The 23,284-nt window shown below is 68.2% G+C and carries 14 protein-coding genes and 1 tRNA gene; 9 read left to right on the top strand and 6 right to left on the bottom strand.

The window, feature by feature from the left end; genetic code table 11:
- Positions 1-21: 21 nt before the first annotated feature.
- A complete protein-coding gene (locus G448_RS0108105; RefSeq protein WP_026407585.1) occupies positions 22-1,149 on the top strand; it encodes an HAD family hydrolase in 1,128 nt (375 codons plus the stop codon).
- The gene (locus tag G448_RS0108100) at positions 1,149-2,684 is read left to right on the top strand and encodes an ABC transporter substrate-binding protein (protein ID WP_026407584.1); all 1,536 of its coding nucleotides are present in this window, start codon (positions 1,149-1,151) and stop codon (positions 2,682-2,684) included. The genes G448_RS0108105 and G448_RS0108100 overlap by 1 nt, the downstream gene beginning before the upstream one ends.
- A gap of 477 nt (positions 2,685-3,161) precedes the next feature.
- Here the strand turns inward: G448_RS0108100 and G448_RS18535 are convergent, their stop codons facing one another.
- The 5 genes from G448_RS18535 to G448_RS0108075 form a co-directional block, all read right to left on the bottom strand.
- Positions 3,162-6,485 carry an alpha-mannosidase gene (locus G448_RS18535; RefSeq protein WP_051268758.1) on the bottom strand — a complete coding sequence of 1,108 codons (3,324 nt, stop codon included), beginning with the start codon at positions 6,483-6,485 and terminating at the stop codon, positions 3,162-3,164.
- Between the two features lie 36 nt (positions 6,486-6,521).
- Entirely contained in the window at positions 6,522-7,553 is a 1,032-nt protein-coding gene (locus tag G448_RS0108090) for a carbohydrate ABC transporter permease (protein ID WP_084436518.1), read from the bottom strand.
- Between the two features lies 1 nt (position 7,554).
- Complete coding sequence (locus tag G448_RS0108085; RefSeq protein WP_245572251.1) at positions 7,555-8,400, bottom strand: carbohydrate ABC transporter permease; 846 nt, start codon at positions 8,398-8,400, stop codon at positions 7,555-7,557.
- A gap of 122 nt (positions 8,401-8,522) precedes the next feature.
- Entirely contained in the window at positions 8,523-9,893 is a 1,371-nt protein-coding gene (locus G448_RS0108080) for an extracellular solute-binding protein (protein WP_026407581.1), read from the bottom strand.
- A gap of 525 nt (positions 9,894-10,418) precedes the next feature.
- Positions 10,419-11,651: an ROK family transcriptional regulator gene (locus G448_RS0108075; RefSeq protein ID WP_026407580.1), complete on the bottom strand. Its 1,233-nt coding sequence runs from the start codon at positions 11,649-11,651 to the stop codon at positions 10,419-10,421.
- Positions 11,652-11,862: 211 nt separating this feature from the next.
- On the opposite strand from G448_RS0108075, the gene G448_RS0108070 reads away from it, so the two are divergent.
- From G448_RS0108070 to G448_RS0108045, 6 genes are all read left to right on the top strand, one after another.
- Entirely contained in the window at positions 11,863-13,212 is a 1,350-nt protein-coding gene (locus G448_RS0108070; RefSeq protein WP_026407579.1) for an AGE family epimerase/isomerase, read from the top strand.
- Between the two features lie 144 nt (positions 13,213-13,356).
- On the top strand, positions 13,357-15,966 hold the full coding sequence (lanKC, locus tag G448_RS0108065) for a class III lanthionine synthetase LanKC (RefSeq protein WP_026407578.1): 2,610 nt from the start codon (positions 13,357-13,359) through the stop codon (positions 15,964-15,966).
- 342 nt (positions 15,967-16,308) lie between these two features.
- Positions 16,309-17,964 carry an ABC transporter ATP-binding protein gene (locus tag G448_RS0108060; protein WP_084436514.1) on the top strand — a complete coding sequence of 552 codons (1,656 nt, stop codon included), beginning with the start codon at positions 16,309-16,311 and terminating at the stop codon, positions 17,962-17,964.
- Entirely contained in the window at positions 17,961-18,728 is a 768-nt protein-coding gene (locus G448_RS0108055) for an ABC transporter ATP-binding protein (protein ID WP_034494784.1), read from the top strand. Before G448_RS0108060 ends, G448_RS0108055 begins: the two co-directional genes overlap by 4 nt.
- Positions 18,729-18,781: 53 nt before the next feature.
- Positions 18,782-20,590: an FtsX-like permease family protein gene (locus tag G448_RS0108050; protein ID WP_169720835.1), complete on the top strand. Its 1,809-nt coding sequence runs from the start codon at positions 18,782-18,784 to the stop codon at positions 20,588-20,590.
- Positions 20,591-20,701: 111 nt separating this feature from the next.
- Positions 20,702-20,790, top strand: a tRNA-Ser gene (locus G448_RS0108045).
- Positions 20,791-20,939: 149 nt separating this feature from the next.
- Here G448_RS0108045 and G448_RS15715 read toward each other — a convergent pair.
- A complete protein-coding gene (locus G448_RS15715; protein ID WP_051268756.1) occupies positions 20,940-22,484 on the bottom strand; it encodes a recombinase family protein in 1,545 nt (514 codons plus the stop codon).
- A 487-nt stretch (positions 22,485-22,971) separates the two neighbouring features.
- Between G448_RS15715 and G448_RS15710 the strand changes: the two genes are divergently transcribed.
- Positions 22,972-23,284, top strand: a 313-nt coding sequence (locus G448_RS15710) for a transposase family protein (RefSeq protein WP_169720834.1), incomplete at its 3' end; no start/stop codon positions are given.

Below are 23,284 nucleotides of genomic sequence, written 5' to 3'. Positions count from 1 at the left end.
GACCTCTGAGGCGGTCCGCCCGTGAACGAGTACGACGGCGGCGTCGCGCGCAGGAACGGCCCCCCGGCGGATCCCCCCGACGGCGTCGCCCCGGCCGGGCCTCCGCCCGGCGACCCCCCGGCGGTCGAGGAGACGGGGGAGGACGGGGCTCGCCCCGGCCCTCCGGGCGAGCGCGCCCGCGGTCGGCCCCGACCCCTGTCCCATGATGACTACCACGCCGTGGTCCGGGCGCGCGTGGCGGACCTGGATCGCCTCACCCCCGGCGCCTCCGCCGGCCCGGTCGGCGCCGTCCTCTCCGGCGGCTCCGGTGGCGTGGCCGACGTGCTCCCCGACGAGCGCCTGCTCGTCGCGCTCGACGTCGACGGCACCATCCTGGACATCGACGGACGCGTCTCCGAGCGGATGATGGCCTCCCTGGCCCGGCTGCGCGCCCACGGCGTCCGCATCGTCATCTCGACGGGGCGCGGTATCGAGGCGGCACTGCCCGTGGCCCATCACCTGGGGCTGACCGACGGGTGGATGATCTGCGCCAACGGGGCCATCACCCTGCGCATGGACCCGGCCGCGCCCGGCGGCTACGAGGTCGCCGACTCGGTCGTCTTCGATCCCACGGATGTCATCGCCACCCTGTCACGAGCGGTCCCCGACGGCATTCTCGCCGTGGAGGTCCTCGACGGCGGGTTCGAGGTCTCGCGCCCCTTCCCCGATGGCGAGCTCGCCGGGATGCAGAGGGTCGTGAGCCCGGAGGAGATGGCCTCCCGGCCCGTGATCCGCGTGGTGCTGCGCGCGCCGGGAATGGGCGTGCGGGAGTTCTCCGCGCTGGTGGCGGGCTGCGGGCTCCACTCGGTGGAGTACGCGATCGGGTGGACGGCCTGGCTGGACGTCGCCCCCGAGGGCGTGACCAAGGCCTCGGCCCTGCGGGCTCTCGCCGCGCGGCTGGGGACGAGCGCCGATCGCGCCATCGCGGTGGGGGATGGCACCAACGACATCGAGATGCTTCGGTGGGCCGGGATCGGGGCCGCCATGGGATCGGCGCCCCGGGCCGTCACGGAGTGCAGCGACATCATCACCGAGCCGGTGTGGCACGACGGCTGCGCCGCCCTGCTCGACGCCATCGTCGAGCGGACCAGGAAGAGGAGTCAGAGCTGATGGTGCGTTTGCCCACCCATGCCTTCCGGGCGCTTGCGCTCACCGCCGTCCTGGCGCTGGCCGGAACGGGGGTCACCGCCTGCGTCAACGCGCGCAACCCGGGCCAGGACCTCGGCTCCTGCGAGGTCCTGGCCCGGTACACGCCCAAGGACGAGACGGACGGGACCGTCAAGATTGCCACCGCCCTGACCGGTACCGAGGGGGAGCGCTTCGAGCAGTCCTTGACGCGTTTCGAGGAGTGCACGGGGGTCGATGTCGTGCACGAGGGCACCGATCGGCTCGAGGAGAACCTGCGCGGAAGAGCCGAGGGGACGACGGACTGGGACGCCGATCTCGCCATCGTCCCCCAGCCGGGCCTCGTGGCGGACCTCGCGGGCGAGGGTGCGCTCAGCCCGCTGTCCGATGTCGTGGGCGCCAACGTGGAGCTCGGCTGGGACCACACCTGGTCCGCGGCCGGCACCGTGGACGGCACCTTCTACGGGGCCCCTCTCATGGCCTCGGTCAAGTCCTTCGTGTGGTACTCCCCTCAGGCCTTCTCGAAGGCCGGTTACGAGATTCCGACCACCTGGGACGACGTGGTCGCGCTGACCGACAGGATCGCGGCGGACCACCCCAAGGGCGACGTGACGCCCTGGTGCCTGGGGATGGCCGACGGCGGCACCACGGGCTGGTCCATGACGGATTGGCTCGAGGAGACTCTCCTGGCCACCAGCGGCATCAGCGCCTACGACGCCTGGGCCGGCCACGACGTCGCTCTCGACTCGCCGTCCGCCGTCAACGCCCTGGGATCGGTCGATTCCCTCCTGATGAGGGGCGGGCACGTGTCCGGCGGGCGTCAGGGAGCCCTGTCCACGACCATGGAGCAGGCGGGGCAGCGGCTCGTGGACGGCTCCTGCCTCATGATGCTGGCCTCGTCGAGCTTCGAGACGATGCTGCCCGCGGGCACCACCATCACCGATCCCAAGGGTCGCGGCGAGGGCGGCGCGAGCGACAGCCCGACCGCCGGCGGTGGTGCGACGGGCGGTGGCACGACGACGGGCGGCGAGCCGGTCGAGAACGACTCCGCGGCGGGCGACACGGCGACGGGCGGCGGTACGACGACGAGCGCCGGCCCGGCCACGAGTGTGTCCGCCTTCATCTTCCCCGGCGCCGCCGACGAGGACGGGAATCCTCCCGTGCTCGTCGGCGGGGACTACCTCGTCTCCCTGAACCGGGTGAACGGGACGTCGGCGGCGGCCAATGCCGTCATGGAGTACCTCACCAGCGCCGAGTGGGCTCAGCAGCGCGCCGAGCTCGGCGGTGTGGCGACCGCCAATCGCGGCGTGGACGTGAGCGAGGTCAGCTCCGACGTGACCGTCCGCGCTACACGGATTCTCCAGTCGCGTCAGAGCGTCATCCGCCTGGACGCCTCCGACTCCATGCCCTCCCAGGTCGGCACCGACGCCCTGTGGACCGCGTTGACCTCCTGGACGGCCGGCGACCTGGATGCCAAGAAGGCGCTGGCGCAGGCCGAGGCCGCCTGGCCCAGTCAGTAGCCTCCCGAGAGTCCCGCGCCGGGCGGGCGGCGCGCTCTCCGGGTCGATGCTCCGTGCGGACCAGACGATGTGCGGTCGTGCCTTGCGGCGTGCGGTCGTATCCGAGCTCGTGCGGTCGTGCCTTGCGGCGTGCGGTCGTATCCGGACTCGTGCGGTCGTACCTTTTCGCGCCAGGTCGTACCTTAGAGAGGCTCTAAGGTACGACCGCGCGGATTCACGTACGACTTCGTGGCGACGCGTACGACCTGGCGGGCCCACGTACGACCGCGAGTCGCAGGGTACGACTGCGTGAGGCCCCCTCGTAGCGGCGCAGGCCCGCTCGGGTAGCGTGTCCCCGAACGAGCGGCGCTCCCCATCGGCTCGGGGTCGGTGGACTCGGCGGACGCGGCGTGTCCCCGGGCGAGCGGCGCTCTCGGTCACGGGGCGCGTGAGATGCGACGCGAGGCGCGTCCCCGATCGGGCGGGTGACGTGGCGACTCAGGGCCGGATGAATCTCAGCGTCATGATCTGGAAGGGGCGCAGCTCGAAGGCGGCGCTCATGGTGCTGGCGGGACCGCTGGCCGTCGATGAGGCCGGTGCCGCCCCGGGGCCGCCCACCGACTCGTCCGACGGCGTCGGAGCCGCAGTCTCGTCCGACGGAACCGAGGCTCCGGTCGTCGAACCGTCCGCCGGGCTGATGCGGAGCGGACGTTCCAGCAGGTCGGTGGCCACGACGTCGGAGGCCTCGAAGCCCGCCGTCACGCGTGCGCGGGTGCGCGCCCCGAGGGACTCGTAGAGCCGCACGACGACGTCGCCGGAGCGGTCCTCGGCGAGCTTGACGCACTCGACGACCACCCCCCTGCCGGTCGCGCTCACCAGCGGGGGGACGCCGTGGTCGCCGCGGACCGTGCGCTCGGGCAGGTTGAAGGCGTACCCCTCCATGACGGCGTCGGCGATCGCCGCCCCCGGCCGCAGGGCGACGCGCAGGCGATGGCGCCCCTGATCGGCCTCGGGGTCCGGGAAGAGCGGTGCGCGCAGGAGCGACAGGCGCACCGTCGTCGAGGGATGCCCCTGCTCGTCCACCCCGCGGGTCACGTCGTGGCCGTACGTCGAGTCGTTGAGCACGGCGATGCCGTAGCCCGCCTCGCCCACATGGATCCAGCGGTGCGCGCAGATCTCGTAGCGGGCGGCATCCCACGAGGTATTCCGGTGGGTGGGCCGTTCGACGTGGCCGAACTGCATCTCGGAGGTGGACGCGTCGGCCTTGATATCCAGCGGGAAGGCCAGCTTGAGGAGCCTCTGGCGCTCGTGCCAGTCGATGTCGAAGTCGAGGACGACCTGCTTGGAGCCGGGGGACAGACGGATCTCCTCCGAGAGCGTCGAGTCCCGGCCCGCCCGGCGGGTCACGCGCACGACCGCGTCCGGCTCCTGCGGGCCCCGGGCGACGACGGCGAGGTCCTGGACATCGGTGACGTCCTCGACCGTGTTGCGGTACTCGGGGTCGATGTCCCAGGCGTCCCACTGGCGCGGCGCGTCGGGGTGGAGCTGGAGCAGGCCCGCGGCGGTACCCGGGGTGAGGACCTCGCGGTCGGCCTCGAGATCGATCAGGGAGGTGATGAGGCCCGAGGCGTTGATCGTGACGCGCAGGAGCCCATTGTCCAGGATGATCCCGCCGTCGGCCTCGGTCGGGACGACGGGCTCGCCGGGGGCCGCGGCGGGGCCGATCGCCAGGGAGGGGACCCCGCGGGACTCCGCCGGGGCGGCGTTGAGCACCAGGGGGGCGTCCCCCGGACCGGTCAGGGCCGAGGCGGCGCGAGCGATGACCCGTTCGAGGCTGCGGGCGACGTCGGCGTACTCGGCCTCGGTGCGCTGGTAGACCCAGCCGATGCAGGTGCCGGGGAGGATGTCGTGGAACTGGTTGCGCAGTACCGTGCGCCAGCACTCCTTGAGAGTCGCATAGGGGTAGTCCGCGCCGCGCATGACGGCGGCCGTGGCGGCCCACAGCTCGGCCTCGCGCAAAAGGTGCTCGCTGCGCCGGTTGCCCTGCTTGGTGCGCAGCTGGGAGGTGTAGGTACCGCGGTGGAACTCCAGGTACATCTCCCCGCTCCACACCGGGGCCTCGACCGCTCCCGCCGGTGCGGTCCCCGCCGTCGGCCCGGCTGACCCCGCCTGCGCCGCGGGGCCCGCCGCCCCGGCCGGCTGCGCCGGCTCGGATGTCCCGGCCGGCTCGGCCGCCCCGGAGGCGCCAGGAGTCCCAGCGGGCCTTGCCGTCCCGACCGGTTCGGCCGCCCCGACGGCCCGGGCCATCTCGGCCTCAGCGCGCTCGAAGAAGGTGTTGGGACTGCCCAGCTCGACGGTGGCGACACCCTCGAGGTCCTCCATGCGGTGCGCGGCCGCCAGCATCTCCCGGGTGGGACCGCCTCCGCCGTCGCCCCACCCGAAGGGGACGATGGAGGAGGAGGCGACGCCCTTCTCGGCGAAGTTCGACTCGGCGTGGTGCAGCTCGGCGACGGAGAGCCGGGAGTTGTAGGTGTCCACCGGTGGGAAGTGGGCCAGGACGCGCGAGCCGTCGATGCCCTCCCAGGCGAAGGTGTGGTGGGGCATGCGGTCGGTGTCGTTCCACGACAGCTTCTGGGACAGGAACCAGCGCGAGCCCGCGGCCCTGATGATCTGCGGCAGGGAGCCGGTGTAGCCGAAGGAATCGGGCAGCCACACGTCCCGCGTCTCCACGCCGAGCTCCTCGATGAAGAAGGACTTCCCCTCGATCATCTGCCGCGCCAGCGCCTCCGAGCCGGGCATATTGGTGTCAGCCTCCAGCCACATGCCCCCCACGGGGATGAACCTGCCCTCGGCGACGCGCCGCCTGATGCGCTCGTAGAGCTCGGGCTGGTCCTCCTTGACCCAGGCGTACTGCTGCGCCGAGGAGCAGGCGAATACGAAGGCCGGGTCGGAGTCCATGAGGTCGAGGACGCTGGAGAAGGTGCGCACGCACTTGCGGACGGTCTCTCGCACCGGCCACAGCCAGGCGGAGTCGATGTGGGCATGGCCGACGGCGATGACGTGGTGCGCGCTCGCGGCGGCCGGGGAGGCCAGGGCGCCGGCGAGCTCGGCGCGAGCCGCCGCCGCGGTCCCGCTCACGTTGCGCGGATCCACCCTGTCGACGGCGCGTTCGAGGGCGACGTCGATCCGGGCGCGACGCGTGGAGTCCGCCGGCAGGTCCTCCGCCAGTTCCAGCAGGACCGTGAGGTCCTGGACGAGCTCCCACACGGTCAGGTCCCGCAGGGCGACATCGACCCGCCGCAGCCGGTACAGCGGGTCCTGGCCGGCGGTCTCCCGGTAGCCCAGGGGCGTTGGTGCGAACTCGAAGCCTCCGGCCACGTCCGGGTTCGACGCCGCCTCGATGTAGACGTCGATGGCGTCGGGCTCGCCCTCCCAGTCCGCGGCCCGATTGCGCGGGGAGATCGCCTTGATCGCCGAGCCGTCCGCACGTCGCAGCAGCCCCTCGGCCTGGAAGCCCGGCTGGGAGTCGGTGAAGCCCAGGTCGACGACGAGCTCGATCCGGTGTCCGTCGCGACCGCGCCAGCCGTCGGGGACGACTCCGGTGGCGTGGATCCAGGTCGTGCCCCACGGCGGGCCCCAGGGATCGCCCGGATGGATCGGTTCGTAGTCCTGCGTCGCCGCCTCGCCGAAGGGGACCGGCTCGCCCGGTGCTCGCCAGGCGGTGAGCGCCAGCGGGACCGAGGCGGCATGGACGGCGGGGGCGATCCGCTCGTGCAGCACGCGTGCGGCGCGCTGCTCCGTCAGAGCGGGATTGGTGTGCATGGGGGAGGATCCTTTCTCTGCCCGTCCCGATCAGTCTCAGCCCTTGACGGCGCCGGCCATCGCGAAGCCGCCTCCGGCGCGGCGCTGGACGATGAGGTAGAGCAGAAGCACGGGGGTGGAGTAGAAGATGGAGAAGGCCGCGAGCCGGCCGTAGGCGATGGCCCCGTTGGTGCCGAAGAAGTTGTAGATGGCCACGGCGGCGGGCTGGTGCTCCGGGGAGAAGAGCAGGACGAAGGGGACGAAGAAGTTCCCCCACGCGATGGTGAACACGAAGATGAACACCACGGCGATGCCCTGCTTCATCAGCGGGACGACGATGCGCCGCAGAGCGGTCATCGCCGAGGCGCCGTCGACCCAGGAGGCCTCCTCCAGGGAGACCGGCACGGAGTCCATGAAGTTCTTCATCATCCAGATCGCCATGGGCAGCGAGGTCGCCGCCATGAACAGGATCGTGCCGATGACGGAGTCCAGGAGTCGGAAGTTCACGAACAGCGTGTAGACCGGCACCATCATGGCCGTGATCGGCAGGCAGGCGCCGAACAGGATCGTGTACATGAAGCCCCGGTTGAAGCGCATGGAGAAGCGCGACAGGGGATATGCCGCCAGGACGGACACGCCCACGGTGATCGTCGCCGTGCCGAGGGAGATGAGCAAGGAGTTCCACAGCGGCAGGAGCGTCGCGTCCACGGTGGCGATACTGGTGAAGTTGTCCAGGGTCCAGGTCTTCGGCACGGCGATGGACACCGTGGCGGCCGGGTTGAAGGCGGACAGGACGATCCAGGCCAGCGGGGTCAGGAAGGCGATCCCGATGAGGATCATGACGGCGGACGACGCGATGCTCAGCCCGCGTCCGCGCGGGGAGGCCAGCGACAGACCCGCTGAGGACCATCCGCACCTTCTACTCGGCCCGCGCCCGCGCGGGGAGGCCGGACGGAGGGAGGCGGTCGGGGCGGTCGTATTGGTGGTGCTGGTCGTGCCGGTCCCACCGGTCCCGCCGGCGGCGTTGGTCGTGCCGGCCCCACCGGCCGCAGCCGCGCATCCGTCGGCCCTGTTGCTCGGCTCGGGCATGTCAGTCGACCTCCGGTTTGAGGATTCGCATGTAGACGATGGAGAACAGGGCTCCGACGACGAGAGTCACGGTGGCGATGGCCGTGCCGTAGCCCACGTGGGAGTACTTGAACGCCTCCTGGTAGGCCAGGACGGGCAGGGTGGAGGAGGAGGTGCCCGGACCGCCCCCGGTCATGACCCAGATGAGGGTGAAGACGCCGAGCGTCTGGAGCGTGGTGAGCATGAGATTGGTGGCGATCGAGCGACGGATCATGGGCAGTGTGATGCGCAGGAAGCACTGGAGCGTCGAGGCGCCGTCGATCTGCGCGGACTCCACGACCTCCGGGGGCACGTCGGACAGCGCCGTGTGGTACTGCATCATGGAGAACGCGGTGCCGCGCCAGACATTGGCGAGGATGACCGAGAGCATGGGGAGGACCAGGAGCCACTTGGGACCCTCCAGACCGATGAGGGCGAGCATCGAGTTCAGGGTGCCTTCCGAGGCGAAGAACGCGTAGCAGGCGAAGGCCGCCACGATCTCCGGGAGAGTCCAGGCCACGACCACGACCCCGCCCACGAGGGAGGAGATCGGGCGGGCGCAGTGGCGCATGAGGACGGCCAGGATCATGCCCAGGACGTTCTGCCCGATGATCGCCGAGGCGAGGACGAACACCCCGGTCAGGACGACCGACTTCAGGAAGGCCGAATCGGACAGCAGGGCAACGTAGTTGTCCAGGCCGACGAATCGGGGCCTGGCGGCCTTGTATCCACTCAGGGCGCGGTTCGTCAGCGAGCCGTACAGGGAGTAGACGATCGGACCGAGCAGGAAGAGGGAGAGCAGGACGACCGCCGGTAGCAGCGGGATCATCCGCCCCAGCCGCTTGATCCGTTGCCCGAGCGGTCGGTCGCGATGCGCGTTGAGGCGGGGAGGACGACGGGGCGCGGGAGCGGAGCACCCCGCCGTCGTCCCGGCCCGAGCCGGCCAGTCCATCAGGACGCGGCCTCCGTGGCGTCCTGGCCGACGATGCTGATGAGGCCGGCGTCATAGGCGGCCGCGGCCTCCTGCGGCGTGGTGGCGTCGGTGATGACGGACTCGCAGGCGACCTGGATGTTCCCGGAGATCTGCGAGTAGTCCGGGGTGGAGGGGCGGAAGCGGGTGACCGCGACCAGGCTCACGAAGAATTCGAAGCTGGAGTTGTAGGACAGGTACTCCTGGGACTGGGCGACGTCCTGACGCACGGCGACCTGGGCGTTCTCGGTGTCGTACTTCAGCGTGTTCTCGTAGTTCAGCGCGATCGAGATGAAGTTGAAGGCCGCGTCGGCGTTGGCCGTCTGCGAGCCGACGGCGAGGGTCCAGCCGCCCGACATCGAGGTGAACCCGTCGCCCTGGCCGTCCTTGGTGGGCATCTTGGCGAAGCCCATGGTCTCCTCCCACTCGGGCCAGGGGTTGTCCCCGGAGATCCAGGTGCCCGGCATCCATGAGCCGTCGATGGCCATCGCCAGTTTGCCCTGGGGGAGGAGCTCGGTGGATACGCGGTTGCCGACCGAGGCGTCCAGGGCGATGTCGAGCGACGGGCCCAGTCCCTCGGAGTAGACGGTATCCATGAAGGTCAGTGAGTCGGTGAAGCCTTTCGAACCCGTCACCCACTTGGCGGTCTCGGCGTCGTAGAGGAACGTCCCCTCGGTCCCGGAGAGCAGCATCTCGAACCCCTGCATGCTCGTGGCCTCGCCGGCGGCCTTGCCCGCGAAGACATTGAGCGGGATGACGTCGGGCACCTTGGTCCTGATGGTGCGGGCGGCGTCGAGGATCTCGGCCCAGGTCCTGGGCTGCCAGTCGGCGGGCAGGCCGGCCTGGGCGAAGATCGTCTTGTTGAAGTAGATGGCGCGGGTGTCGGTCCCCATGGAGACGCCGTAGAGCCTGCCGTCGTCTCCGATCCCGGCCTGCCTGGCCGACTCGGCGAACTGGCTCCAGTCGTCCCACGACTCGACGTACTCGTCGATGGGCAGCAGGTACCCGGCAGCGGCGTCCGAGCGGACCTGGAAGGAGTCCTCGTAGATGATGTCGGGCGCGGTGGAGGGAGAGCCGTTCATGAGGGCGAGCTTGGTGAAGTACTGGTCCTGCTCGGCCTCGATGGGGATGAGCTCGATGGTGACGTCGGGGTGGGCGGCCTCGAACTCGCCCTTGGCCTTGGTCAGCAGGGCGTCGAGCTGGGTGAAGGCGGACGTCTTCTGGTAGGCCACCTTGAGGTTCGAGGCCGAGTGCCCGTCCTTCCCCCCGCCGCAGGCGGTGAGCGCGGTCGCGGCGGCGAGGGCGCCGGCTCCGGTGAGGAAGGCTCTCCGCGTGGGGGTGGGCGCCGGCACTGAGCCCGGCTCTCCTCCTCGGGCGAAGCCCCGCCGTGCAGGGGCGGGTGCGTGCGCTGAGCGCGTCGGGGTCGTGATGCGGGGCGAGGATGATGGGGACGACGGGGTCATGTGAGGAGCTCCTTTGCACCTGCGGCGCCCTCCATTGGACGCGCGGTATCATTAACTCCATCAAATGGGCAAAATGTCAATCGACGTCCTGTCCCGTTATCGAATCGTTATGCGAAGGTTCGGTGCGTGGGGTGGAGCGGGGAGAGCGCGGTCGCATCCGGCGCCGTACAGGTCGTACCTGTCCGCACCGGGTCGTACCTTGCGGCGCGTGGTCGTACCCGGGCCTGCGTGGTCGTACCCGGATGCGCGCGGTCGTACCTTAGAGCCCTTCTAAGGTACGACCGCGCGGGGGCGCGTACGACCGCGCGGGGGCGCGTACGACCGCGCGGGGGCGCGTACGACCGCGCGAGCACCGAGTGCATCGCCCGACGGATTCCCGACGTCGGTCCGGCGCCCACGGGCCCGATCCGGCGCTCAGGGATTGATCAGGAGTGTGGACGACTTGGGGGTGAAGACCTCGTCGAGGATGAGGCACGCGGCGCCGACCGCGCCGGCGCGCCATCCCAGCGGGTCGGTGTCCAGGGTGATGGGCCGGGCCGCTCCATGAACCCGGTGACCGTCCAGGACCGGGCGCATCGAGGGCTCGACCAGACGGCGCATGGGGTCCCAGCGCGGTCCGCCGATGATCACGGTGTCGGTCTCCAGGAGCTCGCCGACCATCGTGACCGCCATCGCCGCGGAACGACCCGCCTCGTCGAACAGTCCCGCCGCCGTCGGGTCCCCGTCGTCGGCCAGGCGCAGGAGCTCGAAGAACGCCGCGTCCACTTCGCGCGGATCGCGTGAGCCGGGGACGCCCGAGAGGGGGATCCCGGCGTCACGGGCGTGGCGGACCATCTCGAACTCGCCGATGCTCGCGCCCAGGCAGCCGCGCTTGCCGCAGCTGCACTCCGGTCCGGCGGGGTCCCCCGTCAGGTGCCCGGCCTCGCCGGCGTTCCCGCTGCGGCCGCGGATGACCTCGCCGTCGATCACCGCGGCCATGGCCACGCCGGCGCCCACGTAGAGATAGAGGAAGTCCGGCGTCCGGCCCTCGCCCGCCTGCCAGACGCGTGCCTTCGCCGCGGCGGTCACGTCCTTGTCGAGCAGGACCACCGAGTGGCTCGAGGCCGTCAGGGCGTCGCGCAGGGGGATCCGGTCCCAGCCGGGCAGCAGCGGCGGGCTCACCGTGCCGGTCCCCTCCTCGAGCGGTCCCGGTGCCGCCAGACCGATGCCGAGCAGCTGTTCGGCCGGGATCGAGGCGCGCGTCACGAGGGCGTCGATCTGGGCCGACAGGTGGGAGGTGAGGGCGGCGGGACGGTCCGCGCCGGGCAACGGCTCGTAGGACTCGGCGATGAGCGCGCCCGCCAGGTTCAGGATGACGATGCCCAGGGAGGCCGGGTCGATGTGGACGCCGACGGCGTAGCGGCCGCTCGGATCGAGCTGCAGCACCCTGCCCGGTCGCCCGCGCCCCTCGCTGGGGGACTGCCCGGCCTCGACGACGAGGCCCCGTCCCAGGAGATCGCGAATGCTGTTCGAGATCGTTTGCGGGGCGAGACCCGTCATCCGGCTCAGGGTCGCGCGCGTCAGCCCGCCGCCGGAATGGCGGATGGCCTCCAGGACGATGGCTCGATTGAAGTCCCCGACTCGGGGGAGATTGCTGCCGCTTCTCATTGCGCCCCCCTCGCATTCCCGGGCCCGATCCGGCGATGACACGGCCATCGTAGGGCGGCGGCGGAATGGACGGGCGATGATTCGGCCATCCCGATGATGGTCCGGTGGCCGAGTCGCCTGCTACCGTGTCTCTTGTCCGATCCCTGCCTGTCAAGCGCGGGCCGTTGAGAGCATCGACGAACGAGGGCATCGACCGGGTCGAGGAGGACTCATGGGACTGGGATGGTTCGGAGCACCGGAGCATAACCGTTGGCTGGCCGGGGAGACGCACGCGCTGCTCCGCTTCGCACGGGCGGCCAGGCTCCCGGCGGGATTCGGGTGGATCGGCGAGGATGGCAGGATCGATGCATCCCATCCCGTCGAGCTGTGGATCACCGGCCGCATGACCTTCGCCTTCTCGCTGGGCACCCTCATGGGCATCCCCGGCTGCCGCCGCTACGCCGACCACGGCGTGCGCGCCCTGAGCCGGGTCATGCGCGATACCGAGCACGGCGGCTGGTACTCCGCCGTCGGCCATGAGCCGGACGACCAGGGGCGCGGCGTGCCCGCGGACCCCCGCGGCCGCAAGGAGTGCTACCAGCACGCCTTCGTCCTGCTGGCCGCTGCGGCCGCCACCGCCGCCGACCGCCCCGGCGCCCACGAGCTCCTGCGCGACGCCATGGCCGTGCAGAACCGCTACTGGTGGGATGAGGAGTACGGCCTGCCGGTGGAGTCCTTCGCCTACGACTTCAGCGACCCCGAGGACTACCGCGGCATCAATGCGGCCATGCACACGGTCGAGGCCTATCTCGCCACCGCCGACGTCACCGGAGACCTCACCTGGCTCGCGCGCGCCGTCCAGATCATCGACTTCGCCGTCAACGTCCAGGCGCGGGCCAATGACTGGCGCCTGCCCGAGCACTACGACGCGCACTGGCGTCCCGACCTGGACTACAACAAGGATCAGCCGGCCCATCCCTTCCGCCCCTACGGCGCCACACCGGGCCACGGCCTGGAGTGGGCCCGACTGACCGTCCAGGCGCGCGCGGCGCTCGTGGCCCGCTCCCTGCCCGTGCCGGACTGGATGCTCGACGCCGCCGAGGAGCTCTTCGACCGTGCCCGCACCGACGGCTGGCGCGTGGACGGAGGCCCCGGCTTCGTCTACACCACGGACTTCGGCGGCACTCCGATCGTCCACGAGCGCATGCACTGGGTGGCCTGCGAGGCCATCAGCGCCGCCGCGGCCCTGCGCCGCGCGCTGCTCGACGACGGTCGCGGCGAGATCGAGGTCGAGCACTACGAGCACTGCTACCGGAGCTGGGTCGACTACACCGAGGAGTACCTCATCAAGACGCCGGGCGTGTGGATCCACGAGCTCGATCGGGACAACTGGCCGTCCACCCGCACATGGAAGGGGCATCCGGACATCTACCATGCCTTGCAGGCGACCCTCATGGCGCGTCTGCCCGTGTGGCCCGCGATGGGACAGGCCCTGGCGGAGGGGCGCCTGGACCAGCCCGCATCGCTGATCCCGCCCGCGGCGCAGCAGGGGCGCAGGCGAGGATTCTTCTCCCGGGGCTGAATTCCCACTGTCCGGGACCAAGTTCCTATTGTCGGCCCCCCGACGTCGGTCTTAGACTCCTGAATCGCGCAGGCGATTCTCTGAACTCCTATCCCTGAGCCGCATGAGCCTGCCCTGTCGCGGCGTCTAAGAGGTGAGACCCTCGTGGTGAATATCGAGTATCTCGAGTTCTGCCAGGGCGATCCTTATTTCTATGATCTGCCCAGGGTTCTCGATGAGGAGCCGTTCGATATCGGCCCGCTGCCCACGGGATGGTCCAGCAGTCTCACGGAGGGGTGGCGCCATGTGGAGCCCCCTTCGCTTCGCTTGCCGGTTCAAGGGTGGAAGATCCACGTGTCGACGACCCCTGAAAATGCGCAGGACGTTTTGTCCCGCACGGCTGGTATGTGCTTCAGGGCGGGCCTCGCCTTCAAGTTCAACCCCACTCGGCATAGCATGCTCTCCCGAAACGCGAAGTACGCCGACCGCAGCGGTTCGGGCAAATTCATCACCATTTATCCGGGCGACGAGGCCGTCTTGGAGAGGGTGGTCCGCGAGCTGGGCGAGATGCTGAGGGGTTCAGCGGGGCCCTACATCCTTTCTGATCTGCGCTGGGGGGAGGGTCCGGTTCATGTCCGTTACGGCGGATTCAAGCCCATGTTCACCGAGGGGGAGGACGGGGAAACGATTCCTGCAATCATCGGGCCCGACGGCGAGCTCGTCCCCGATCGGCGCGAACCAATATTCCAGGTTCCCGAGTGGGTTGTCATCCCTGAATTCTTAAAAGATGCATACGAGCGCTACAATGATGATTCTCCGGAGTTGCCCTTCGTGGTCGAGGAGGCGATTCACTACTCCAACGGAGGCGGTGTTTATCTGGGGAGAGCGCCTCGGAGCGAGAGGCCGGTCATCATCAAGGAGGGGCGCAGGTACGCGGGACTCGACGGGCTGCACCGCAGCGGCTTCGAAAGGGTGGGGCACGAGGCGAGCATGATGAGCGCGCTGAAGGGGATTCCAGGCGTCCCCGAGATCATAGACGTGCTCGATGTGTGGGAGCATCGTTTTCTGATCATGAGCCAGGTCGATGGGCACGCCTTGTCCGCGGATGTCTCGTTGAACAATCCGGCGAGTTCGTTCTCGCCGCCGTCGGACGCGGTCGAGCGGTACGTGAAGCGGGTTGCTCATATAGTGGGGAGAGTCCGCTCGGTTCTGGACGAGGCGCATTCGCGAGGGATCTCGATAGGGGACGTTCAGCCCGATAACATTCTGGTGACCGAATCCGCCGACGTATCCGTGATAGATTTCGAGGCCGCCAGGGCGTCCGACACCGATCGGGCGCTCGGAACACCGGGATTCATCCCTCCGCGGGCGGGGGACCGATATGCGGAGGACTTCTTCGCCCTGTATCGAATCGCCCTGTATCTATTCGTGCCGTTGAACAACATCCTGCAACTGGCCCCGGGGGTGGCGCATGAGCATATCGCGTTCGCGGAAGAATTCTTCGGCCGGAACGCCGCCGGTCTGATAAAGGAAACCAGGGCGCTCTCGAATGAGCCCTCCCATGATCACTACGATGGGTTCGATGCGGCCCCGCGCGACCATTTCGATACGACTCGGGGCCGCGACGACCTGCGGCGGGGGATCATATCGACGGCGGGACGCTTCTCCGACCGCCTGTTTCCGGGCGATATTGCGCAGTTCAAAGGCGATGGCGCCGTAGACATATGGAGCGGTTCCGCGGGGGTCGTACTGGCTCTGCATCGTACCGGCGGGCTCTCATCCGAGATCGCAGAGATGTTCTTGGACGGTTTGCCCGCGAGCTGCCGCCTGGAGAATGATTCTCTCTTCACAGGATCGTTGGGGGTCGCAACGGTGCTCGATGAGCTCGGGGAGACCGATCGTCTCGCCCGATGGTTGGAGGCATCCGTGGGCAGCGGCCTGCGGATTCCCGCGGGTGTTGGCCTGCGGGCGGGCGCCGCGGGAACTCTTATGGGGCTTCTGTCCCTGCGCCGCCGTGAACCGAGTCTGACCGGGCTCTGCTATGAGACTGTGGAGCGGCTACTGGATGGGGTGTCATCCGCAGTCGGCACGCATGACGTCTCCTCGTCGGCGCCCTCCTGGAAGGCGGGACTATTCCAAGGATGGAGCGGAGTGTCGCTGGCGCTGCTGCTGGCGGCCGAGCAGCTCGGTTGCGACGATGTCGTGGACGCGGCGGGCCGCGCCTTGAAACTCGACCTGGCGTGCTGCGTCGAAAATGACCAGGACGGCTCGTTCCAGGTCAAGGATGGTAACCGCCTCCTCCCGTATCTTGCCCACGGTGGCGTCGGCATCGGCCTCGTGGCGCAGGCGTATCTGACTCGCCGTGATGACGAGGAATTGCGCGCCCTGCTGCCCAAGTTGATGCGTCCCGCGTTCAGTGCCATATACCTTTGCGCCGGTCTGACGCAAGGACGGGCCGGTATGATCGCGGCCCTCGCGCTGGCCGAGCAGAGGAATCTCGACGCCCCCGGGCGGGATGCGATCCGGTATCACATCGATCATCTCAACCTGTATTGCGCTCTGCGTGCGGAGGGCGCCTTCGTCGGTGGCGACCAGAATCTTCGTTTTTCAACAGACTATTCGACGGGCTCCGCCGGGCTTCTGCTGGCACTGGCCTCGACTGCTCTCGCGCCTGCCGACCGCGTGCCCTGGCTGCCCGGTTCCGTTCCGACGTGCCTATTCGGATCTGCTCCGAGTGGGCCCGATATGAACCATTTCGATTCGCGGAGGAGGTGAGATGAGTGCGTTCAATTCTTGATCTTCAGGTCATCAGTTCGTCCGGGGACTACAGTTCTCCGCAGGCGAGTTCGTTGAGCCAGAGCGATTGCTCTCGTAGCAGTTGGATCAGCTGGTCCCACTGCGGCTGATCGCGGCAGTTCTCTGGGGGCGAGTCCAGGGTCGGATCCGCCCCCAGAGGCGCGCGAGTATGAAGATTGGGTGCATGACGTTGTGGGGATTAATGAAGTGAGACGAGCATCGGTTGGCGCTTCGGATGATGAACGGAGGAAGCGTTCCCCAAGCACGATACGAGACATATGGCGGTACAGCATCGTCCAACGGAAGAGGCTCGTTGCGGCGATGGCGCTGGCTGCTGTCGCCGCGGGACTGTCATTCTGTCAACCGCTTCTGGTGAATCTAATCATTCGTTCCGTCACCGCGGGGCGGAATCCCATGACGTTCGTTGCGGATCTTGTCATCATGATGGTGGTGGCCGCCATGATCTCATGTGCGAGCGGCTACGTGCTCGCGCTCATTGCGGAAGACGGGACTTATCGTGTTCGGCGCCAGTACATCGGGTCGATCCTTCGTATGCCCATGTGGTGGTACACGTACCGACCTGTGGGTGATCTGGTGTCGCGGGCGACGTCCGATGTGAATGCATTGAAGTACGCGCTGTCATCGGGGTTCGTGGACATAGTCGGCAACTCCCTGCTTGTCGTCGGCTCGGCTATCGCCTTGGTCGTCCTGGATCTACCGCTGACGATCATGGTCGTTCTCCTGCTGGCGGCGTCCATCCTACTGATCGCCGGGGCGAGCCCTCATGTTCGTAAGGCGAAGCGGGCGGCTCAGGACGCCACGGGTCTACTCGGATCCCGATTGCAGCAGTCCGTGACGGCCATGCGCATTCTACGGCCTTACGGGGGAACGTCCCACGCCGAGGAGGACGCGTGCGACGTTGCTTCGACCATATATGCTCATAATGTGACGGCGGCGCGTCTGCAGGCAATAGTGCTCCCTGTGAGCTCATTGCTGTCGCAGGGGGGCATGGTGGTCATCTTCCTGGTTGGCGGCTGGCGCGTCGCCTCTGGTACGATGCCGTTGTCGGATCTACTCACTTTCGCCCTGTTCGTCAATATGCTGACGACGCCCGCCTCGTCCGTGGTGACTGCCATCCTGTCCCTCCAGGAGGCGCTCGGTGCTCTTGATCGAATCAGAGAGATCGTCGATGCTCCGCATGAGCCGTTGGATGCGACCGCGAGGCTCCCCCTTGAGGGCCTGCCGCCGACCAGTCTGGAGATTCGTAATGTGTCGTATAGGTATCCGGGTAGTGAGGCCTGGGCGCTGACCGATGTTTCGCTCACTATCGAACCGGGCGAAAGGGTCGCGCTCATAGGTGCGTCGGGCGCCGGGAAGACGACGCTGTTCTCCCTTCTTCTGGGCTATGATGCGCCGTCCGGCGGGCGCATCATCGTCAACAATACTGTTCTCGATGAAAGGAGTGTCTGGAAGACGAGAGGGCTCATCGGTCATGTGGATCAGGGTACTCACGTGGTGCCCGGTACGATTCGGGACAACATCACGGTCGGTGCCTCCTGGGCGTCCGATGATGACATAGTGGGCGTGCTGCGTCAGGTGGGTCTCGAGAAGGTTGTGGCAGATCTTCCCGAAGGACTCGATACTGATGTCGGCGAGGAGGGCGGAGCGCTTTCGGGTGGGGAGCGCCAACGGCTGGCCATTGCGCGTGCGTTGTTGTATCGACGTCCGGTCCTGCTGCTTGATGAGCCCAGTGCCAACTTGGACGCGGAGAGTGAGAAGCTGGTGATTGATGCGATTCGAACGATTCCTTCCGACATCACTGTTATCACGATAGCTCATCGCCTGTCAACTATTCGTGAGGTTGATCGCGTGGCTGTTCTTGATCGAGGTATGCTCGTGGCCGCGGGGAATCCGCGGCAGGTGGCGTCCTCATCGTCCGCCTATAGAATGCTTATGATGGATGGAGGAGAAGAATGACCCCCCATGACCATGGGAGCACCGTGGACGGGACGGCCGAGCCGGTTCTGCGGCTGAACGGAGTAACCCATCGTTACGGAAGACGCGGTGCGGGCGCCGTGATCGGCCCCTGCGACTTCTCCGTCGCCACCGGTACCGTGACTGCTCTGGTGGGCCGCTCCGGCTCGGGGAAATCGACCATGATGAATTGTGCGGCGTGTCTTCTGCGCGTCACCTCCGGTACGGTTCTCTACCGGGGCGCGGATATCACTCGACTTCCGGAGAGCGGTCGCGCACGGCTTCGGAGGGACGAATTCGGATTCGTCTTCCAGGACTACAGCCTCATCGATGCGCTCACGGTGTCGGAGAATATGGCCCTGCCGGCGCGGATATCGAGGCGCGTCGTCGCCGAGGATCATCTGCGGGAGGTGGCGGAGGGGCTCGGCATCGATTCGCTTCTGGGACGGCGGACCAGCGAGCTCTCTGGAGGTCAGCGTCAGCGAGTGGCGATCGGCAGGGCGGTCGTCAATAACGCACGGGTGCTGTTCGCCGATGAGCCCACGGGTGCTCTGGATCCCGTGACTCGGCAGGAGGTGCTGTCGGTTCTTCTGGACCCCGCTGTCCGCGAGGAGCGGGCGGTGCTCATCGCCACTCACGACGTGACGCTGGCCAGCAGCGCCGATCGGGTCCTTGTCATCGATGGCGGCGGGGTTGCGGCGGTTCTGGAGAAGCCGACTCCGGATGGTGTCCTGGACGCTCTGAAGGAGACTGGGGACGCGGTATGAGGGGCGGTTCTGCTTACGATCTGATTCGCATATCCTGGAGTGAGCGCGGCCTCATGAGGCCGGTGTTCGCCGTTCTCACCGTCGGAGGTCTGGTGATCTCCACCTTGGCCTCCTACGCCTTCGGACTGGCCGAAGGCGGTGACATCGGATCGCTCGTCACGATAGGGACCATCGCGGCCGCCTGCACGTTGGTGGTGCTGAGAGCGGTGACGCGGCATGCGGTCGCGGAGCGCTGGCCCACGGTTCGACGCCTGCGGATCGTCGGGATGAGCGCTCGGCGACTGCGAGTGGCCCTCCTGACCGAGACCGCGGCGATCGCTGTCGCAGCGGCTCTCGTCAGCGCAGTACTGGCCCGATACCTCGTGACGCCGCTGCTCACGCCCTACCTGGTATCGCTGGAGGTGGTCCCGGCGCATACGCCTGCTCGCTGGCGCTTGGGCGCCGTGGTCGTCACGGTCGTCGGAACGGGGCTCGTCGCCCTCGGGGGCACCTTCGGCGCGTCCTTGACGCTGACCCGCTTGGAGCCCGCCGATACGTCCCCACCCGGACCAGCGGCGGGATCGGGCGGAGCCTCGCGTACGGCTGTGTACGGGCTCGGCCTGGTGGCGACGGCGGTCTGCGCTTCATTTCTGCTGAAAGCGGTTCTGGCGACGCGTTCGGATGAGACGGCCTTCCTTCTCGGCGCGCTTCTGCTCATCTGCCTGATGGCACTGCTGTGCGGGACATGGAGAGGTGTTGTGAGAGGCTGCAGCGGAGTCGTGAACCGGCTCCGGCGCCTCCCGGCGTCGGCGCCGGCGCTGGTGTCACGACGGTGGCGCGAGCGGCAGCACCAGGTGACGGTCGTCAGCGCGACGGTCATCGCCACGATGATGGCTGTTTTTCTGGGCGGCTATCCGACTGCGACCGACGCCATGGCGCGCCATCGGCTTCAGGACATGATCGGAGAGCGCCTCGTGGCTCAGACGACGCTGACTGCGTCCGAGGCCGGCGCACAGGTGCTGGAGGGGGATGGGGTGGTCATGGCCAAGGGGCGGGCGGTTCTCGGGAACCGCAGTGCGTCGACGGCCGTCGACGGCGGGCAGTGGGGGCAGTCGGTGACCTTGCTCGGCGGAGACGGCGCCGACGACTGGCTCGCCGCACTCGGCGCCACGGTGCGCTCTCCGGGTGCGGTGGTGACCCGGCAGGAGGCGTTGCGTTCGGGCGTCGTGCCGGGTGATGAGCTCGTCCTGTCCGGTCAGGACGGGAGTTCAGTCGAGACCACGATCACCGACGTCGTCGATATGCCGTCGACCTTCGGGGACTACCTCATTACCGATCCTACTGCCGTCGGGTTCGCCACTGGTCGGGTCACCGCACTCCTGGGGCATACTCAGGAGGCCCGCGAAGGGTGGACCGTGCAGCCGGCGTCCGTCTGGATACAGGCCCTGGCCCCCGGTTCGGCGGTCTCCGACTCGGGCGGGGCGGGCACACGGGAGACGCCACTCCTGGTGGGTGCTCCGCTGGCGTTGTGCCTGACGCTCGCGGCTGCGGCGACGGCCACAACCGTCGTCGCCCGGCGCCCGGACCTGCGCATGCTGGAGCGTCTCGGGATGCCCCAATGGCAGCGCGCCGGGGCCCTGGCCCGGTCGGTCATGGTCGATACCCTGTGCGCCGGTGCGGTGGCCGCCGTCGTGAGCATGGGGCTCCTCGCCTTGACGATCCGTCCGTATGCGGCGCTGATCGGCATCGGCCCGGCCGTCCCGTGGTTGCAGTTGTCCTACTACGCCGCGGTCCCCATCGCGATCTGGCTCGTCTCCACGGCGTCGGCGCTCCGCTTTGCGGTGCGACGGACGCCCGTCGCGGCTTCTGAGGCGCGCGGGTGATCAGGCGGACCCGACCGCTCGTGGGGCGGGCGAGCTTGGTGGCGCTCGCCCCACGGACGGCGGCGTGCGACGGGGCCGGTGATGGTATGGTCGGGGGGCCCGCAGGGGCATGGAGAGGTGACAGAGCGGCCGAATGTGGCGGTCTTGAAAACCGCTGTGCGCCTAGCGCACCGGGGGTTCGAATCCCTCCCTCTCCGCCATTTTGGGCTTATTCGAACCCTCGGTAGCAGATTGGCTGCCGAGGGTTTGTTCGTGTTCGTCGCTAGGTAGGAGGATGGTGGTGGTGACGGTGGTGGCTGAGGTGTGGTGGTGCTTCTGAAACTTCCGCTGCTTAGGTGCTTTGCTTGTCTCACTTCCCTTCGTCTGGACTGCCCTGCCATCGTGCGTGGCGGCAGCTTGGAGGCTGCTGTAGGGCTCTTTGAGGGTGCTGGTAGTGACGGTGGTGTCGTCGAGGTAGATGGTGTGGAAGAGGGCTTGGCAGAGCATGCCGCGGACGGGGTCGGGAGACTGACGGTAGAGGGTGCCGATGTCTTGGAGGAGGTGGAGGCTGGTGGTGAGGACGTCTCGACCGATGGATGGCGAGGCGCTGGTCGAGGGTTTGTTTGGTTTGCTCGAGACGCTGGCGTTCCTGTGACAGCTCGGCCAGACGGCGGCGGGCGGCGGCGGTGTCGAGCGAGCCGTCGGCGACCAGGTCGATGAGGCGGCCTTCTTTGGCTGTGATGTCCTTGAGCTTGCGGGCGATGGCTTGGTTGCTCTGGCGGATGAGGGCCTGCTGGTCGTCGAGGGCCTGGGTCATCTCGGCTTCGGTGCGCTGGGTGAAGTCGCTGCCGAGGGAGAGGGTGCAGACGTGCCGTTGCACGTAGTCCTCTACGAGGGGTACCGGCAGGTACGGCATGTCGCAGTGGCCGTCTTGGCGTCCGCGGCAGAGGTAGTAGGCGTAGGTGCCGCCTTTGCCTTTGGCCTCGGTGTAGACGAAGCGGCTGCGTCTGCCGGCTTTGTGGCAGCGTTCGCAGTGGAGAATGCCGCCTTTGAGGTAGTGGAAGTGGACACGGTCGCGGGTGTTGTTGGAGCGCAGGGCGCGTATTTCCTGGACGCGGTCGAAGAGTTCTTGGCTGACCAGTGGCTTGTGCCGGCCCGGGTACTGCTTGCCTTTGAAGGTGACGATGCCGGTGTAGTATGGATCGGCCAGGAGGCGATGGATGGTTGAGACGGCCAGAGGTCTGGGCGTGGGGCGCTTGGCGGAAGGCCGAGTGGTCAGGCCCAGGTCGGTCAGCTTCTGCTGGAGGTGCTCGCAGGAGTAGTCGCCGGTGGCGTAGAGTTCGAAGGCTTTGCGGATGAGGGGTGCACGCTCGGGATCGAGCCCGATGGCGTTGATGCGGCGGCCCTCGACGGTGTCGATGACGTTGAGGTAGCTCAGGGGTGCGGGGCTGATGGTGCCGCCCTGCTCAATCTTGCGCAGCAACTTGATGCGGATGTCGGTTCCGTCGGCGGCGCTGCGGTACTCGTTGACGGCGGCCAGCATGCCGTGGACGAGCTGGCCCTCAGGGGTTTCGTCGATGTTCTCGGTAGCGGAGATGAGGGTGACGTTGGCCTTGCGCAGTTCCATCATGGTGACGGCGTCGTCGAAGCGGCTGCGGTTGAGGCGAGAGAGCTTGTAGACCATGACGCAGTCGACGTCGCCCCGAGTGTGGAGACGCTCGAGCATGGCCTGGAACTCGGGACGGTTGACAGTTTTGGTGCCGCTGCGCCCCAATTCGACGTACTCGTCGACGATGGTGATGCCGAGCTGCTTGGCCTTGGCCAGGCAGATTTTGCGCTGGGTGGGGATGGATAGGCCCTCGGGGTCGTAGTCGGTGTTGACCTGGGAGGCGGTCGAGACGCGCAGGTAGAGCACGGCGGTCTTGGGGCTCTGTGTGGCGTCTATGGCTAGTGGCTCCTCGTCGAGTGGTGCTGGCGTGCGGTGCTGGGCGGTGTGGAGCGTTCCGGCGGGGCGTGGGCTGCTGCGCTTGGTGCGTCATCGCGAGCGGCCAGACGGCTCTGGACGAGGCGGATCAGGACGGTGGCGGTGGGCACCTGGAAGTGCCTGGCCAACGCGGCCGGATGGCGGATGCCGCAACGCCAGGCGCGTTGGAGGGCCCGTGGTGGTACCAGGCTGTAGGCGGCGAAGTGGTCGGCGGCCTGCTCGGCTTGCTGGGCGGCGCCGCAGTGCGTGGTGCCGGTGTAGAGGCGGCGGGTGTGGCCGTAGTCCAGGGGGTCGGCAAAGTCGGTGGGTGGTTGTCTGATCTCTAGAGGGTCTGGTGTGTTGGTGCGGGTGCGGCGTGACCCGCATGGTGACGATGAAGGCGTCTACTCAATCCCGTCACCAGCGAGGTCACGCCGCCATGTCATCTTCCACCACGACCGCTCTGTCGCGCCAGCCCCTGGCCCAGGTTCTTAAGAATGTGGAAGACCCGCGTGATCGGCGGGGTGTGCGCCACAGCCTGTTCGCGGTCCTGTCCCTGGCCGTGACCGGAGTGCTCGCCGGCTGCCGGAGCCTGACGGCCATCTGGGAGCACACCACCGACCTGACCGCCGCCGACCTGGAGGCCCTGGGTTTGGAGGCGGGGCAGGCACTGCCGTCGGAGTCGACCATTCGCAGGGTCCTGCAGGACCTGGACCCCACCGACCTCAACGCCCATTTAAGGTCCTGGTGCT

The sequence above is a fragment of the Actinomyces gerencseriae DSM 6844 genome, assembly GCF_000429265.1.
Classification (GTDB): domain Bacteria; phylum Actinomycetota; class Actinomycetes; order Actinomycetales; family Actinomycetaceae; genus Actinomyces; species Actinomyces gerencseriae.
This window is presented reverse-complemented; position numbering and strand designations above follow the sequence as displayed.

Bases quoted from the DNA above. Each gene is read 5' to 3' on its own strand.
- G448_RS0108100 (WP_026407584.1), top strand. From the start codon at position 1,149: ATGGTGCGTTTGCCCACCCATGCCTTCCGGGCGCTTGCGCTCACCGCC.
- G448_RS18535 (WP_051268758.1), bottom strand. From the start codon at position 6,485: ATGCACACCAATCCCGCTCTGACGGAGCAGCGCGCCGCACGCGTGCTG.
- G448_RS0108090 (WP_084436518.1), bottom strand. From the start codon at position 7,553: ATGCCCGAGCCGAGCAACAGGGCCGACGGATGCGCGGCTGCGGCCGGT.
- G448_RS0108085 (WP_245572251.1), bottom strand. From the start codon at position 8,400: ATGATCCCGCTGCTACCGGCGGTCGTCCTGCTCTCCCTCTTCCTGCTC.
- G448_RS0108075 (WP_026407580.1), bottom strand. From the start codon at position 11,651: ATGAGAAGCGGCAGCAATCTCCCCCGAGTCGGGGACTTCAATCGAGCC.
- G448_RS0108070 (WP_026407579.1), top strand. From the start codon at position 11,863: ATGGGACTGGGATGGTTCGGAGCACCGGAGCATAACCGTTGGCTGGCC.
- G448_RS0108060 (WP_084436514.1), top strand. From the start codon at position 16,309: ATGGCGCTGGCTGCTGTCGCCGCGGGACTGTCATTCTGTCAACCGCTT.
- G448_RS0108055 (WP_034494784.1), top strand. From the start codon at position 17,961: ATGACCCCCCATGACCATGGGAGCACCGTGGACGGGACGGCCGAGCCG.
- G448_RS0108050 (WP_169720835.1), top strand. From the start codon at position 18,782: ATGAGGCCGGTGTTCGCCGTTCTCACCGTCGGAGGTCTGGTGATCTCC.